13 protein-coding genes and 1 other annotated feature (1 of these 14 running past the window's edge) are annotated in these 17,239 nt (G+C 31.7%); of the genes, 1 reads left to right on the top strand and 12 read right to left on the bottom strand.

Going from position 1 to position 17,239, the window contains the following annotated elements; genetic code table 11:
- Positions 1 to 132 precede the first annotated feature (132 nt).
- Positions 133 to 2,517 (top strand): Xaa-Pro dipeptidyl-peptidase, encoded by a 2,385-nt coding sequence (locus G6Z82_RS03690; protein WP_006735089.1) that lies wholly within the window; start codon positions 133 to 135, stop codon positions 2,515 to 2,517.
- A 73-nt stretch (positions 2,518 to 2,590) separates the two neighbouring features.
- Here the strand turns inward: G6Z82_RS03690 and rpoN are convergent, their stop codons facing one another.
- The 12 genes from rpoN to pheS all read right to left on the bottom strand — a co-directional run bounded on the left by rpoN (position 2,591) and on the right by pheS (position 17,195).
- Positions 2,591 to 3,871, bottom strand: a complete 1,281-nt coding sequence (gene rpoN, locus G6Z82_RS03695) for an RNA polymerase factor sigma-54 (protein WP_006736257.1) — start codon at positions 3,869 to 3,871, stop codon at positions 2,591 to 2,593.
- A 13-nt stretch (positions 3,872 to 3,884) separates the two neighbouring features.
- Positions 3,885 to 4,589 carry an MgtC/SapB family protein gene (locus G6Z82_RS03700; RefSeq protein WP_006729874.1) on the bottom strand — a complete coding sequence of 235 codons (705 nt, stop codon included), beginning with the start codon at positions 4,587 to 4,589 and terminating at the stop codon, positions 3,885 to 3,887.
- Positions 4,590 to 5,417, bottom strand: a complete 828-nt coding sequence (locus tag G6Z82_RS03705; RefSeq protein ID WP_006729873.1) for a PTS system mannose/fructose/sorbose family transporter subunit IID — start codon at positions 5,415 to 5,417, stop codon at positions 4,590 to 4,592.
- The gene (locus G6Z82_RS03710) at positions 5,414 to 6,238 is read right to left on the bottom strand and encodes a PTS mannose/fructose/sorbose/N-acetylgalactosamine transporter subunit IIC (RefSeq protein ID WP_006730120.1); all 825 of its coding nucleotides are present in this window, start codon (positions 6,236 to 6,238) and stop codon (positions 5,414 to 5,416) included. The genes G6Z82_RS03705 and G6Z82_RS03710 overlap by 4 nt, the downstream gene beginning before the upstream one ends.
- 16 nt (positions 6,239 to 6,254) lie before the next feature.
- Complete coding sequence (locus tag G6Z82_RS03715) at positions 6,255 to 6,746, bottom strand: PTS sugar transporter subunit IIB (protein ID WP_006734523.1); 492 nt, start codon at positions 6,744 to 6,746, stop codon at positions 6,255 to 6,257.
- A gap of 17 nt (positions 6,747 to 6,763) precedes the next feature.
- Complete coding sequence (locus G6Z82_RS03720) at positions 6,764 to 7,171, bottom strand: PTS sugar transporter subunit IIA (RefSeq protein WP_006735071.1); 408 nt, start codon at positions 7,169 to 7,171, stop codon at positions 6,764 to 6,766.
- Between the two features lie 132 nt (positions 7,172 to 7,303).
- On the bottom strand, positions 7,304 to 9,865 hold the full coding sequence (locus G6Z82_RS03725; RefSeq protein WP_039919337.1) for a sigma 54-interacting transcriptional regulator: 2,562 nt from the start codon (positions 9,863 to 9,865) through the stop codon (positions 7,304 to 7,306).
- Positions 9,866 to 9,892: 27 nt separating this feature from the next.
- Positions 9,893 to 11,995, bottom strand: a complete 2,103-nt coding sequence (locus tag G6Z82_RS03730; protein WP_164785819.1) for a peptidoglycan D,D-transpeptidase FtsI family protein — start codon at positions 11,993 to 11,995, stop codon at positions 9,893 to 9,895.
- 54 nt (positions 11,996 to 12,049) lie between these two features.
- Positions 12,050 to 12,535, bottom strand: coding sequence for a transcription elongation factor GreA (greA, locus tag G6Z82_RS03735; RefSeq protein ID WP_006732208.1), 486 nt, complete (start codon positions 12,533 to 12,535; stop codon positions 12,050 to 12,052).
- 72 nt (positions 12,536 to 12,607) lie between these two features.
- Complete coding sequence (mltG, locus tag G6Z82_RS03740) at positions 12,608 to 13,708, bottom strand: endolytic transglycosylase MltG (protein ID WP_009310335.1); 1,101 nt, start codon at positions 13,706 to 13,708, stop codon at positions 12,608 to 12,610.
- A 23-nt stretch (positions 13,709 to 13,731) separates the two neighbouring features.
- Positions 13,732 to 16,146 carry a phenylalanine--tRNA ligase subunit beta gene (pheT, locus tag G6Z82_RS03745; RefSeq protein WP_006729865.1) on the bottom strand — a complete coding sequence of 805 codons (2,415 nt, stop codon included), beginning with the start codon at positions 16,144 to 16,146 and terminating at the stop codon, positions 13,732 to 13,734.
- Positions 16,146 to 17,195 carry a phenylalanine--tRNA ligase subunit alpha gene (gene pheS / locus G6Z82_RS03750; RefSeq protein WP_006729864.1) on the bottom strand — a complete coding sequence of 350 codons (1,050 nt, stop codon included), beginning with the start codon at positions 17,193 to 17,195 and terminating at the stop codon, positions 16,146 to 16,148. The genes pheT and pheS overlap by 1 nt, the downstream gene beginning before the upstream one ends.
- Before the next feature lie 37 nt (positions 17,196 to 17,232).
- Positions 17,233 to 17,239 (bottom strand) — a binding site (T-box leader) (it continues 200 nt past the right edge of the window).

Here is a 17,239-nt window from a genome sequence, read left to right on the forward strand (position 1 = left end):
CTGTTATAGTTATAAATTATAAGTATTCATACAGAATTTTGCTACTGTATTGTAATCTTATTTTTGATATTATTGCTAATTAACGTCTAAAACTAGTAAAATCAATATTAAATAAACCTAAGGAGAAATAAGATGAAGTTCAATCAATACGCTTATGTTGAAATCGATCCCAAAAAACAAATAGAAGAATTAAAAAATATCAATTTTTTACCAGTAAACTTTGAAAAATATGATTTTTCTGATTTATTAGGTACTTTATTTAAAAATTTATTAGCAGAAGCCAAAACACCGGAAGCAAAAACAGCCAAACTTTCAGAATATGCTATTAACGAAAATGAAACGCTAACTACTTTCTTATCCCAAAATCCGCAAGCAATAACTAAAAATGAATTTTATAACGTAGCGTTACAATTATTAGGTTATCATGTTATTTACGATTACGATTTAAATAACCCGATTGATTGTTTGAATAAGCATGCTTTGCCTTATATTGATAAAAAAGAATTCACTCTTAATGAATTACCTGAGGTATTCTATCGTTTATTGAATACTCGCTCAGCAAATGGTCAAATCTTAATCGATGTGATGGCCGCAAAGGGTTACTTTACACAATTTTGGGGTAAAAATGAATTTTTATTCTTTAATGGCAAATCACTACCAGTTTTTGATACTTCAAAAGTTATCCGTGAGGTTGTCTATGTTGAAAGTGATCTGGATACTGATGAAGATGGTCAACCTGATTTATTACAGACAACAATCTTTCGACCAGACGAAAGTAATATAATCCCAGTTCCAGCCTTATATACAGCCAGCCCCTATTTTGGTGGAATTATTGCCAACGAAGCCAAAAATCATAATGTCGATGAAAACTTAGAAGATGCAACATTATCCAACTATCCAAAATATGTTGCAAAACCACATGTTTTTGCCAACAAGCCAAGTTCAGATAATAATCAAGCCACTGAAGAAGCAATCCATAAATCTTCTTATGCATTAAATGAATATTTATTAGCAAGAGGCTTTGCTAGTGTCTTTGCTGGTGCAATTGGTACTCGTGGAAGTGATGGATTACGAATTACTGGTGCTCCTGAAGAAACAGAAAGTGCCAAAGCAATTATCGAATGGCTACATGGTGATCGAATTGCCTACACTGATCGCAATCGAACTTCAGAAGTAAAAGCTGATTGGTGTAACCATAAAATTGGTATGACAGGACGTTCATATTTAGGAACTTTACAAATTGCAATTGCCACCACAGGTGTTGCTGGTTTAAAGACTGTAGTCAGCGAAGCGGCAATTTCTTCTTGGTATGATTATTATCGCGAACATGGTCTTGTTGTAGCACCTGAAGCCTGCCAAGGTGAAGATTTAGACTTATTGGCTGAGACGTGTCAATCTAACCTATGGGATGCTGGCAATTATTTAAAAATAAAAGATAAATATGAAGCAATGCAACAAGATCTTCTGAAAAAATCTGAACGTAATACTGGTCAATATTCTGATTTTTGGGATGCTCGTAACTACAGACATCGTGCAGATAATATTAAATGTTCATGGATCAGCGTACATGGTTTAAATGACTGGAATGTTAAGCCCAAGAATGTATATAAGATTTGGCAAAAAGTTAAAAATTTACCAATCCAACATCACCTCTTCTTACACCAAGGACCACATTACAATATGAACAATTTAATTTCTATTGACTTTACAGATTTAATGAATTTATGGTTCTGTCATGAATTATTGAATTTGCAAAACAATGCATACAATCAATGGCCAACAGTAATGATTCAAGATAATTTACAAGCTGATTTATGGCATCAGGCAAAAGACTGGAATAATGTAGATGGTCAAACAAGCACATATTTCTTACATCAAGATGGAGAATTACAAAAAGCACCTGATACTCAAGCAAAAGAGCAAAAATTCACCGACCAAGGCGGAAAAATTTTTAAACAAGCAAAAATTTCAGAACAACAATGGCAAAATGAATTCATTGCTGGTAACGAACGCTGGCTAGATCAGCAACTAAGGTTCACAACTGATGAATTTATTCATACAACGACTATCACAGGTCGACCAACAATTAAACTTAGTGCTTCATGTTCCAAGACCACTGGCCAACTTTCCGTTGCCTTGGTAGAAATAGGAACTAGAAAACGTTTAACTGATACGCCATCCTTCTTTAGAGATCAAAATCAAGAATTTGGTTATCGTTTTGGCTCACAAATTTTACAAGAGTTTACCTTAACAAAAGCTACACCAGCTAAGTTAATCACTAAAGCTCACATAAATATGCAAAATTATGCAGACTTGAAAAAAGCTTCTCAAATAAAAGAAAATACAATGTATGATTTTGAATTTCAACTGCAACCAACTTATTATCGTATACCAGCTGGCAGTCAACTAGCATTAATTATCTATTCAACTGATCAAGCTATGACTAAACGACCATTGGAAAGCGAAGAATACAAAATTGATTTAACTAAGTGTTCAATTTCATTTCAACAAAAATAAATCTATATATTAGGCAAACAAAAAATGGTTTAATTTGATCAAAAATCAAATTAAGCCATTTTTATATAACATACTATTTATTACAATCATTTAGCTTACGCCAATAACTATTTTGAATATTCATTTTCGTTCGATATTTAGTAACTGCTCTTCTACTAATATTGATTCCTTGTAATAATAGTTGATCGCAAATATCTTGATCACTTAATGGATGTGATTTATCTTCTTCATTTATTAATCGTTCAATGGTATCTGTCACCTTCATGGCAGTAATATTATTTTTAAACGACTTCATAAACATAATTTTGAGACTGATAATCCTATTGTTACATTCAAAATATTTATCTTTAACCGCTCGACTAATCGTGCTAACTGAAAGTCCTAAAGATTGAGCAACATTGTTCATATTTAAAGCTTTCAATTGTTTCTTATCCATAGTTTTTAAATATGCAAGTTGATATTTAGCTAAATATTCACCTAATCTAATTAAAGTTTTTTGTCGTCTCTCTAAAGATAATTGTAAATCCATAAATTGCTTTTTCTGTGCATTAAAATACTCTACCTCATTTGTAGCACAAGATCCTTTTAAGTTGGTATATTCTACTTCATTAAAAACAACCTCTGGTAAATTAAACTTAGAATCTTTAACTAAAACATGACCATTATCTATTTCAAAAATCAAATCTGGAATAAGGTATTGAATATTAGTGGAATTATCAAATTTAGCACCAGGCGTGGGCTCTAATTTTCGTAGCTCTTTTAATGCTTCTAAAATTTTTTCTTTTTTCCAAGGCAATGAATTCCAGCTACTGGTATCTGCAAGACGTTCTAATAGATGTTTTTCTAAAATAGCTAATGCAATTGGATTAAAATGCATTAATTTTTTGGCCTGAATCAATAAGCATTCATTTAAATCATAAGCTCCTACGCCTAATGGACTCAGTTCATGTAATAAATTCTTAGCATTTTGAATATCGGCTTCACTATACTCTATCTCATTTGCTAATTGCTTACATGTAAAACGTAAATAACCATTATTATCCAGCTTATAAATCAAAAAGGTAACTAATTTTTTATCATTATTCGACCAAGCTGAAAGCTGAATTTGCTTAATTAAATATTCTACTAAACTATCTTGAGACGGATCTTGCACCCAATCTAAAGTAGTTGTATTTGCATTAGTATATTTTAAATCGATAAATGGATTGGTTTCTGCTATATCATGTAACACTTTTAATAAATCTTCAGTATTATAAGATAATATATCCAGATCCTGCTTTAACTTGGGGGATAAAAACAATCTGGTAATTAGCGATTCTTTCAATCGCAAGGATAATCCATTTTTATATTTCATCAAACATTTCCTATCATATACTTATCATTTGAATACACATAATATTCTTATTCATAGAGATATCCTCTATAATGCTGGCATAGTTCAAATCACGCGGTATTTCAATTTCATAAACATTAACATATATAATTTTATCAGCATCTTGAGTTACTTTAAAATTAACGTCTGATACAATAATTCCCTTATTTTCAAAATACTTTTGAATAAATTCTTTGGTTTCAAATTTGTGTCTATACTTTATTTCTAGTTTTTTTATTGTATTAACACGAATAATCTTTTTAGAAAAAACCAGTACTAAAATAACAAATAAAGCTCCAACAAGACCAATATTATAGTATCCCATACCGAATGACAGACCTATTCCTGCAACAGCCCATAAACTCGCTGCTGTAGTTAATCCTAGAACAACACGATGATTGACTAAAATAGTGCCTGCTCCTAGAAAACCAATACCTGATACAACTTGTGCAATTAATCTTGCTTCATCAGCTCTTAATATTCCAGATAATTCTGGTCTTAAAATTGCTAATTGTAATGCATCAAAACCAATCTGTTTTTGCAATAAGGCAATTAAGCAGGCTCCAGCACAAACTAAGGCATGTGTCTTAATTCCTGCCGGTCGATTTTTATGTTCACGATCAAAACCGATAACACCAGCAATCATTACCGATAAAAATAATCTTAAAATAATTTCTACAAGTGTTATCGAATTTTCCAATTATACCACCCCTACTAAACCTAAAACTAATGACAAAACTAAAATACCTAATAAAATCCAGTTTACATTTACTTTCTTAGATAATAACCAATAACATAATAATGTTAATGCTAATGGAACTAAACCTTTCCAAAGCTGATCCAAATAACTTTGCATTAAAATCGCTTTTCCACCCTTAATAGGAATAGATAATTTAGTTTGGAACTTAACCATAGTTGCAGTCATACAACCGATCATCATCAAACCTAAAGTAGATGCAGCTTTATTAAGCAACTTCATACTACCGCTTTCATACATATCTTGGATAAAAGTATCACCTAATGTAAAACCAGCATATGTAAGATAATATCTCGTTAAAATAGATGGTATATTATAAATTAGCAAAAACAAAATTGGTCCAAAAATTGAGCCTTGGCTAGCTAAACTAATACCAATTCCAGCAGCAATAACTCTTAAAACACCCCAGAAGATTGAATCACCAATACCAGATAATGGACCCATCAGTGAAGTTTTAATAGCAACTGTAGACTCAGCATCAAACTTACTATTTTCTGCCTTTTTCTTTTCCATGGAAGCAACAAGTCCCATAACAAAGGTACCCACATTTTGGGTAATATTATACCAAGTGGTATGACGCATCATAGCTGCTCTATGTTCAGCTTTATTATCTTTAAAATATCTGTCTAAAGCAGGCATAATCGAATACATGAAACCAGGAGCATGTGTTTTAGTAGCACCAGCTCTGCTGGCAAACACTGTAAAGGAACGTAAAAATATTCTGTTAAGCATTTTCCTGTCTTCAGGCGTTACATTCTTTGTAAATCTCATGAGAAAAATTCCTCCTCTTCTTGATCTTTGTTGTCTAATGTCTCTGCAACATGAGTAGTATTAATATTCTTTTGTTTATTTTCCAAATCCATGATTTGTTTATCACGGTTCCACTGTAAAATTACGATAATAATACCTATAGCTGCAATAGCAACAGATGGTAAGTTAACATATGCAGCTAAAATAAATCCTAAGAAATAGAATGGTGATAAATTCTTGCTCCACAGCATTCTTAATAAAATGGCAAAACCAACTGCAGGTAATAATCCACCTGTTGCTGCCAAACCAGCCATCAGATTTGCAGGAATTTGTTTAACCAAATGTTGAACTGGTTGTGCTCCAGCTAAAACGGAGAAAAATGTTACTAATGAGAAAACAAAATAATTAATAAACCACATCCCAAAATGTAACTTAGTTAATCCCTTAGAGTCATCGTTGGCAGCTACTTTATCAACTAATGGAGCAAAGATATTCATAACAACATTCTTTAAAAACATTGAAATAAATGCAGCAAATACACCAATTGGTACAGCTAAAGCTAAGGCAGCTTTCATATTAACATTTAATGTAATAGCAAAAGTTGTAGCTAAAACAGTGGCAGTAACTGGTTCTGCAGATAACGCACCACCAATATCTACTGCACCCATAAAGATTGCTTCCAAAGAAGCTCCAATTAAAATACCTGTTTGTAAATCTCCAAATACTAAGCCAGCCACAGCTCCGACAACCAATGGTCGCTCAATCATAGTTTGACCCCATAACCAATTTCCACCAAAACAGATGAAAACACATAATGAGGCCAATAATGCTATTTGTAACATATATATTTCCTCCTTTTTATTTTTCTGCTAATAATGATGCAATTGATGTTCTAGCATTACTTGGCACTACTTGAGTAAATACAGGAATATCAAGTTCAGATAATTGCTTTAATGCTACCATTTCTTCATCGCTTAACATCAAAGTAGAAGTTAATTGCGTAACTTTTCCTTGACCATTAGCAAATCGACCGACATTTGCAACATTAATACCTTCAATATTTGAAACATGCTTAGCAATCTCCAATGCATCTTCAACGCAATTAGTTAATGCAAAAATTCTCATATTCGCTGCCTTAGGATTATTAAAGACTGCAATTGCATCTTGTACAGATCTAATTAATAATTTTTTGCCTGTAGGTGTTGCCATCTTCAATGTCATTTGCACCATTGCATCTTTGGCAGCATTATCATTTGCAACAACTATACCTGGGGTATCTAACTCTTTAGTCCAAACTAAGGCTACTTGGCCGTGTATTAATCGATCATCAACTCTTAATTGTGCAATCATTTTTTTCCTCCTTAAAATTAACTAAAAAAATCATCACTTTGATCATTATCAGAGCTATTAATTTCAACTAGCTCAACTTGACTTTGAGATATTAATTCTTTTAACCTATCTTTATTTAAAGGTTCACTATCTAGCAATATGGAAATAATTATTGCTAGATTCATTTGGGTAACAACATAAATATCATCATGCGAAGCAACTTCTAGCATAACTTTTTGATTAACACTGCCACCTTTCAAATCTGTAAAGATTACAGCAGGTTTTTTTGCATTTTTAACAAATTTTTTAATATCAGCAACATAATCTCTTTCATCAACATAAGCATCAATAGTTTGAATGTGGCTATCTAAACCAGTTAATATTTTGATAGAATTTTTTAACCCACTCGCAAAATGTCCATGACTTGCAATTAAAATATCTGTCATATTTTTCACCTCCGATTAACTCCTTCACTTATTTATTAGCAAAAAGTGTACCAAGTATTATTACAGTTGCTATATCAACAAAAAAACAGAAGTGTTTAATAATTAAACACTTCTGTTTTGGACGTTTAAACACTACTTAATAAATTGCCTAAATAATTCATATAATAGTGAAAGTTCATAATTAGGAATATGTATATTATATTTCATTTCTAGTGGCTGGAATATACTTTTAGTTATTTTAAAGAAATCCTTCTCCTCATTACTAATTGCCTGAATAGAAATATCTTTTGTATTATGGACAATTAACCTTTCAATCATCAATGCTATATGCAAATATAAATTCAATTTTATTTTTCCATCTAATTTCAAATGATAAAAATCTTCATATTTGCTATTAACATCCTCTACTTCTTTTAAGATAACGTCTGGATTTAAAAAGCTAAGTTTTTCTGATATTCCCTCTTTGGAGAAAAATCGTAATAATTTTTTGTTCAATTTTTTCAATTTATCTTGGCTTAAATACTGAGATAAACATTTGTTTAACTTTCGTTCACCTGTTGCATCCAATAAATCATATATATTCATTTGATCAAATGGGATTTTATCATCAATATCAACTGTTGTCAAAACTAGGATAGTCTGTTTAAAATAATTCCAGTCACAATTCATAATTTTATATTTCAACGTACTATAATCTACTGGTACTATTTGAATATTATCTGGCATTAGCGTTTGAAATAATTCGCTGATCTTTTCTGCTATACCTAACCCTGAAACACAAGAAACCAAAATGTTAATATTTTGCGACACACCTTCAAAATATTGGGTATCAATATTATATCCTTGATCTACTCGATTAGTTATTTCCTGAAATGTCATTTTTTGTTGCATTTTTAATGCTAAATCTAAAGCAGTTATTGTTGTTAAATTATTAACAACTAATAAATCACCATTAATATGGGAGCTAATCTCAGAATAAAGTTGACTCAAGGATCCCATATCAACCATCAAAATAAAGCCTTTAGTGGTATTAAAAGTATCTATTAATGCATTAGCTTCTTGGATAATTGAAGATACACCTACATTAATTGGCATATCTATAGCATCAAATAAATAATTGCCACACAAAGAATTTACTACCGTTTGTATGCTAGTAGCAGTATTTTTACCATGTGCAATCATTAATCCTCTAATAGTAATATTTTCATCAACGTGATCACTTAAAAGCATGGCCAACACAATAATCAAACTTTGCTTAACCTTATCTTCAATATCCAGATTTTTATAAAAGCAGACTGCTACATGTAATGAGCGACTAAACGAAATATTTATGTGATGATAAAGAGGCTCAAGATCATGATTATCAATGCAAAACTTTGCTTCATAAAACAAAAACATTAATGGTTCTAAGTATGAGGTTTTATTTAATCCAAATTGTTGTTCAATAATTTTTTTAAATAATTCTTGATGCCTATAGTATAAGCCTGTCTTAGGACAACTATTTTCCAGCAACTGATTTATTTTCCTAATACTACTTTTAACCTTTTGGACGTTATCTGACGAAAAATCAACAGTTAATTTATGAAATTCAGTCATCAGTTGAGCAAATTTAGCATTTTTTAAACTATTTTTTTCATTAAAAATAAATGCGGCCTGACCATCTATTAATAAATCACCATAATCTTCAAAATTAGGCAACTTATCTATTAATAAAGAATCCATACTTAAATCAATTTGGTCCAATCCATGTTGCTTTTTATAAGCTATCGAACAAGCAATTTGAATCAAGTTTTTTAAATAACCTATATTTCCTCGATTATTAGTTTGAACCAACGCAGAAACCACTTGATTATTCACATATATTTTTTTATTTAACTTAACTGCTTCCTGGTAAATTATATATCTAAGCAATGTTAATCTTTCATCGATAGATCTTTTTAAAAAATCAGGAATAGTAACATGAATAGGTATTCTTCTTAAAAAGGTAGTCAACAAAGTATCTGTTGGCCTTTCTGTAGTAGCCATAATTAATCTTACATTTGACTTAATTGGATGACTATTATCACCTATTTGATAAAAAAGCCCATTATCTATAAAACTAAATAATTTTTCTTGATTTTCACTGCTCAATCTATGAACTTCATCTAAAAATAAGTATCCACCATTTGCTTGCAAAAGTAATCCATTATGAGAAGAATCAGCACCTGTATATGCACCTTTAACATAACCAAATAGCATACTGGATACTAATTCTGGATTATTAGCATAATCAGCACAATTTAAAACAAAGTATGGCGAATTTGATCTAATAATTTTTATTTGTTTAGCATATTCATAAATTTTTTTAGCTAGAAAACTTTTACCAACACCAGAATTACCTGTAATTAAAATATTTAATCCATTAGGAGGATAAGCAACAGCTGCACTAACTTGTTCAATCACATGTTTCATAGATCCATCATATCCTATAAAATTGCAAAAAGAACTTGTACGTTCACTTACATCAGCACAGTTTTTGCTCCATCTAATTGGCCTTCCGCTTATTTTCTTTATTCTATTTTCTTTAAATAGTGTATTCAAATAATTGCTTATAACAGATCTGGATAAATTTAAACTATTTGCTATTTCTACAGTCGTCATACTTTTTGAAACGTTATTTAAATAAGTTAAAACTTTATCTTTTGCATCATCCATATATACACCATTTTTACTCATATAATTTTATTTATACATTTTAAAATAATTATTAAACATTGCTTTAGCAACCTGTAAAGTAAATGTACCTTCCAAATTTGGATTTAATCCTGGAAAGACAACTGCTACTGCAATCTTAGGATTATCTGCAGGAGCATAGCCCACAAATGTAGAATTAATTACTTCAGGTGCATGAATATTACCAGGATGTTCTGGATCAAAGAAGAATGTTTCAGCAGTTCCAGTTTTTCCGGCAATAGCTGGTTTTTCTTTTTTCAAGAAACGTCCTGTTCCCCAACCATTAGTTCCATGAACCACTTGATATAACCCTTTTTTAATAACATCTAATTGGTCCTTTTTATATGGGACGCACATCTGCACTTTAGGCTTAGTATTATACAGAATAGAAATTTTATTGTTGTGAGGATCGGTTTTACCAATTGACTGTACTAAATAAGGTTTCATACGATATCCGCCATTAGCAATAGTTGAAATATATTGAACAAGTTGAATGGGAGTATAGGCATCATAATTTCCATATGAAAGGTCAAGAACAGAACCAGACAAAATGTTACCATTTTTATCAAATGATCTTCCTGTAATACCATGACTTTCACCTGGTAAATCAATACCTGTCTTTTGTCCTAATCCAAACATAGCAAAATTTCTTCGTAAAATGGTAAAAGCATTCTTAGGTACAGAAATATACGACTTTGGTACATATTTAGCATGTAGCCAACGTAAAGCTAATTGCATCATATATATGTTACTAGATACCTCTAACGCTGTAGGAGCGTTTAAGGCACCAAATGTACCAATTGGATAAATAGATTTCTTAACTGGTGTCGCTGGCAAATAAATTGGTACATCTGGTAATGTATTATTCGCTGGAGTGATAACATTATTCAGTAACCCACCAGATACCATAGCTCCTTTGACGACTGAACCCATTACATATGCTTGATTTATTACACCCAATGCGTTATCAACAATCTTATTATTCTTAGTATTATGCATAAGACCTGTGATCGCCAATAATGCACCTGTTTTTGGATTCATGGCAACAGCATACGCACCACTAGAATATCGTGTAGCACCCGCTCTTTGAGCTTCGTTATAAACTGTCTTTAATGCCTTATCAACTTTCTTTTGATATTTAGAATTAATTGTTAGGATTAAACTTGCTCCACTTTCACCTTTATATATAGTTTTAGTTTGATCAATACTATCTGATTTATGTTTAGAAATAACCTGTGATTTTGATTTTGTTCCTTTTAATAATGGTTCATATTTTTCTTCCAAATATGAAGTTCCTACACGATCATTACGAGAGTAACCTTGAGATAAATAATATTGCAAATTAGTGTTAGGTAATCCTGCTTTCTCAGAAGAAACAGATCCAATAATACTTTTAATGAATTCTCCATTTGGATAATCTCTAGACCAATCTGTACCGATTCCTACACCAGGCAATTCTGATAAATTTTCACCAACCAACGTTAATTCTTTACCAGTGATATGCTTATTTTTAATATAAATAGTCGACAAAGTATATGCTCCTGAAATCTTATTAAAAATTAAAGCAGCTGTTTTTTGTCTTTTACTAAACACAAGTTTTTTGCTTCTCAAATACTTCAAAGTATTTTGATATACTATATGATCATCTAAAGCATCACCATGTTCATCATATCTTTGATTTCTAGGTAGTTGGCGATTAATTTTCAGTGCGTTTTTACTATTCGCCAAATAATAATCAAATAGCTGATTTTTTGTGGGAGTTTCATCGTTAAGTCTAATATATTTACTTAATTTTTCCGAAATATCATAAATCTTAGCTGTAGTAAGATTAGAATTTTTCGTATAAGTAATAGCATTATTTGCTTTATTACCTACTAGGATTCTTCCTTTAGAATCATACATAACACCTCTAGGGACATTATTGCAAACAATTTTTTTGTCAGTCTTTTGTACCTCTGTTTGAAAACGTCCACCATAAATCAATTGCAGATATGCCAATTGACCTATTAATAATAAAAATAGAACACAAATAATTCCTAAAATAATATTTAATCTTAGGGAGGTACTTGCAATTTTACTCTTTAAACTATTTTTTCTCTTATATGTTTTCAAAGAATTTCCCTCACTAACTAAGAAGGCTGATTCCTCAGTGAATCAGCCCTCTTACTACTTACCAGACGTAGTTACTTCATCAATAGTAACTTCAAATAAACCACCAGGTGTATTAATTGAAACTACATCGCCTTTTTTCTTGCCTAATAATGCTTTAGCAATTGGTGAATCATTAGAAATTTTTCCACTAAGTGGATCAGATTCATCAGATCCAACAATTGTGTACATTTCAGAATCATCAGTACCAACTTCTGTAAAAGTAACTGTCTTACCAATAGATACTTCATTAGGATCCACACTACCTGCATCGATTACTTGAGCATATTTCAACATTTCCTCAATTTGTGCAATACGATGTTCTACAGCACTTTGTTCATCTTTAGCAGCATCATATTCGGAATTTTCAGATAAATCACCAAACGATCTAGCTACTTTTATTCTTTCAATTACCTCAGGGCGTTTAACTAATTTTAAATTTTTCAATTCATTCTGAAGCTTATCTTTACCTTCAGCCGTCATAGGATAGACTTTCTCTGCCATATCTATAATTACTCCTATCTCTCTTTCATATGCAAACAAAATCTTATGTTTTTATCAAACAATTGTCAAGTCTTATTGACCTAAACTATTATTTTTATTTAAATGCTGAATATATTTACGATTAAAGTAAACTTTGCCTGTTTTTAAATCTGCAACAAAATACAGATAATGTCGGTTTCGCTCTAACGGATTCAACACAGCACTAATTGAATCCAAACTTGGATTATTGAATGGACCTGGTCCAAAGCCTTTATGAACATATAAATTATATGGTGAATCAACCTTGATGTCTTTCAAGCTCAAACGATGTTTATGTTTCTTTAAGGCATACATAACAGCAATATCCGATTGCAAGGGCATATGTGCATCTAATCTATTCAAAAATACTCCAGCAATCATACGCCGATCTTTTTTATTGACGCCTTCTCTTTCAATCAGAGAAGCTAAAGTCAATACTTGATGAACAGTCATTTTTAGCTTTTTAATATCAGTATAATATGGTTTAAGTGTCTCATTAGTTTTCGCTACCATTTTGTCTACAAGTTCCCTTAAGCTCATAGACTGATAAACATCATATTTTGCTGGAAATAAATATCCTTCCAAATGATATCTAACATTCTTAGACTTCATTGAACTCTTTAATAACTTAGGATATTTATGAGCTAATTCTTGCAAAAACTCTTGATTATTCATCAGATTAATAAAACTGCTCTTACTATACTTAGTATGACTAGCTACAGCTGTCGTAATTTCATCAATTTGCTCTCCTTCCCTAACAAGGAGATGATTTTTAACAATGCGTCCGCCAGCACCCTGTAGTTGGTTGACAATTTGATTATTATTCATAGAAGGAGAAATATAGAAATCACCAGCTTGAAAACCTTTAACAGACTTAATCTTCATCCAAGCATTAAAAACTATCGAGCTTCTAATCAAATGCTTTTTTTCCAATATCTTAGATATCTCTTTATTATCTGCACCAACTGGAATATGTACTACTACGTGACTACGATTTTGCGAATCTACAGGTTGCAATGCATAAATTGTAAACACTGTTGCAACCAACATAAACAAGACGACAAAAACACCTAAAAAGGTAAAAATCCATCGTAATAATTTGTTACTGGCCTCTTTTTTTAGCTTATTTTGTTTTTTTGTATCCTGATCAAACAATTGTTGTACCTCTTAAATAAATATTAACGAACAACTGCTCCAAGTTCTGACTCTAAATTATGTGTAATCTCCGCAATTGCTAAACTAACAACTTCATCGGTTAATGTTTCTTTCTCATTTCTAAATGTCAAAGAGTATGCTATTGATTTCTTACCTGCTTCAATCTGACTACCCTCATAAACATCTATAACTTTTATGTCTGTTAAATATTTTCCAGCATTAGCCTTAATATTAGAAATGATAGCATCATTAGTAATATGTGCATCAATCAACAATGATAAATCTCTATTAATTGCAGGGAACTTAGGTGCTGATTTTGCTGTTACACCCTTAGAAATTTCAGGAATGAGTACATCAAGATCTAATTCATAGACATAAATTTCATTACCACGAAGTGCCTTTTCACTATACAATTCTTCATGAGATAACATCCCAATCATACCTAAATACTTATTTTTCAAATAAATAGCTGCTGTACGTGTAGGGTGCATCCCTTTGATATTTTCCGCTTTATAAACAATATCATGCAAATCAAGACCAAGTGCTATAAAAATATTTGTTAATTGACCTTTTACATAATAAAAATCAATATTTTGATCTAGATGTTGCCAATTATCAGCATAAATATTGCCTGAATATAAAGCAGCTATATGCTCATGTTCGATATAATTACCGTCATCTTTATAATAGACACGACCTTGCTCATAAATTCCTATATTACTTTGATTTCTAGCCATATTATAAGCTGCAGCATCTAGCAAACCACAAATTAAATTTTGCCTCATTACAGAACGACTAGTATTTAATGGCATTGCAATTTTGACAGTTGGTTTGGGATTTAATGCATAGCTAGTAGCTTTTTCTAAAGTAGTCAATGAATAAGATATAGCTTCCAGCATCCCTTGTCCTTGAATTATCTTTTTTATGCGACGAATAATTGATTCAGTTGGACTATATCCCCCATGTGTTTCGGCTAAAAGTGGTTGTGTGGAAATCAAATTATCATAGCCATAAATACGCCCCACTTCTTCTACTAAATCTGCAGCAATAGATATATCCCAGCGTCTATGTGGTACATTTACTACTAATTCATCGCCATTAACTTTAATTGGAAAATTCAAGCGATCAAAAATTTTAATAATATCATGATCTTTGAGATTCGTGCCTAAAGTTTTATTTATATATGAAATAGTTGTACGAATATTTACTGGTTCTGCTATTTTATCTATACCTTTAATGATACCATTCAAAATAGTTCCATCAGTATTATTTCTCAATAATAAAGCAGCAATATCTAAGGCTTTCATTGTGTTATCTGAATTAACACCTTTTTCAAATCTGCTAGAGGCTTCTGTTCTATTGGCGTGTCTTAATGCAGATTTTCTTACCAATGAGCCATTAAAAATCGCAGATTCTAGAATAATGTCAGTCGTTTGATCGGTTACTTCAGATGCTTTGCCACCCATAACACCAGCTAACATTACAGGCTTGTTTCCATCAGTAATCACTATATCATTTTCATCTAGCTCAACAGATTTATCATTTAAAAGTTGCAAAGTCTCGCTAGCATGAGCTCTTCTCACCTCTAATAAGCCATTACTAAATGTAGTTGCATCATAAACGTGTAAAGGCTGACCTGTAAGAAGCATAACGTAGTTTGTAACATCAACCACATTATTTATGGGACGTATCCCTGCATTCCATAAACGGCGTTGCATCCAAAGTGGACTAGAACATATCTTGATTCCAGTTATTTTGCGTAAATAAAACTTAGTTGCAAGCTCTGGATCTACACTAACCTTTAAAGAATTTGTCCAATCCTGACCATCACTTTTCAACGATATTTCTTCTATCTTTGGAGTTTGATCAATGATTGCACCAACCTCGTATGCTGCTCCCTCCATTGATAAAGTATCTGCCCTATTAGGCGTAATATCGAAATCTAAAATATAATCATCCATACCTAATGCTTCATAAATATCATCACCAGGTTGAACATCAGTATCTTCATCAAATACAAAAATCCCATTTGCATATTTGGCAGGAACTACTTTGTCATCAAAACCTATTTCCTGTAATCCACAAATCATGCCTTCAGATTGAATGCCCCTAATTTTTCCACGCTTTATTTTTTCATTTCCAGCAATTCGGGCCCCATGTAAAGCCACAATAACTTTTTGCCCTGCGGCAATATTAGGTGCTCCACAAACAATCTGTAAGGGTTCAGCTTCACCTACATTAACTTTTGTTACATGTAAATGTGTTCCCTCAACAATATCACAAGTTAGAACATGTCCTACTACAATCTTTTTTAACCCTGATTGAGGATGTATTACATCAGCTATTTCAACACCTGTGCGTGTTATTTTTTCAGCTAACTCGTTAGGTTCAATATCTAAATCTAAGAAATCCTTTAACCAATTGTATGAAACTAACATTAATCTTCCTCCTTACGAAATTGACTTAAGAAACGAATATCATTAGTATAAAAATCACGAATATCTGAAACGCCATATTTCAAAATAGCAAATCTATCCAATCCTACACCAAATGCAAATCCACCATACACTTCTGGATCAATACCAGCATTTTTTAAAACGTTAGGATGAACCATACCAGCTCCCAATACTTCTATCCAACCAGTATTTTTGCAAATGCCACATCCCGTACCATTACAATTAAAACATGATACATCCATTTCAACAGATGGTTCTGTAAATGGGAAATATGATGGTCTTAATCTAGTTTTTCTATCAGCACCAAATTCATGCTTAGCAATTAATTCTAATGTACCTTTTAAATCAGACATAGTCACATTTTTATCAACTACTAATCCTTCCATTTGCTGGAATTGATGTGAATGTGTAGCATCATCGTCATCACGACGATAAACTTTACCAGGCCCTACCATTTTTAGTGGACCTTTACTAAAATCATGAACCTCAAGTACACGAGCTTGATCACCAGAAGTCTGCGTACGTAGCAAATTTTCTTCATCAATATAAAAAGTTTCTTGCATATCACGAGCAGGATGATTTTTAGGTAAATTCATCATTTCAAAACAATAATGATCTGTCTCAATTTCTGGTCCTTGCACTACTTGATATCCCATACCGATAAAAAATGCTTCTAAATCATCTAATATAATATTTATAGGATGCTTAGCACCAGCCATGATTCTGCGACCAGGCAAAGTAACATCGATTTTTTCACCTTCTAATCGCTTATTCAAGGCTACTTGTAATAAACTTTGCTTAGTTTCTTCCAGTTCTTTTTGAAAAATATCACGTAATTTATTAACTTGTTGACCTATTTTAGGACGTTCTTCTTTAGAAACATCTTTCATTGAATGAAGAATTTCAGTAAGTTGTCCCTTTTTTCCTACTATGTTTACTCTGACTTTTTCTAATTCTTGAATATCTTTTGAGTTTCTTATCTTTTCAAGTCCTATCTCTTGTAAAGACTTAAGCTGTTCAAATAAATTCATAATTTTTCCTTTCTTAACAAAAAAAGCCTCGCCCCATAAAAGGG

Source organism: Lactobacillus iners (assembly GCF_011058775.1).
In the GTDB taxonomy this organism is placed as follows: domain Bacteria; phylum Bacillota; class Bacilli; order Lactobacillales; family Lactobacillaceae; genus Lactobacillus; species Lactobacillus iners.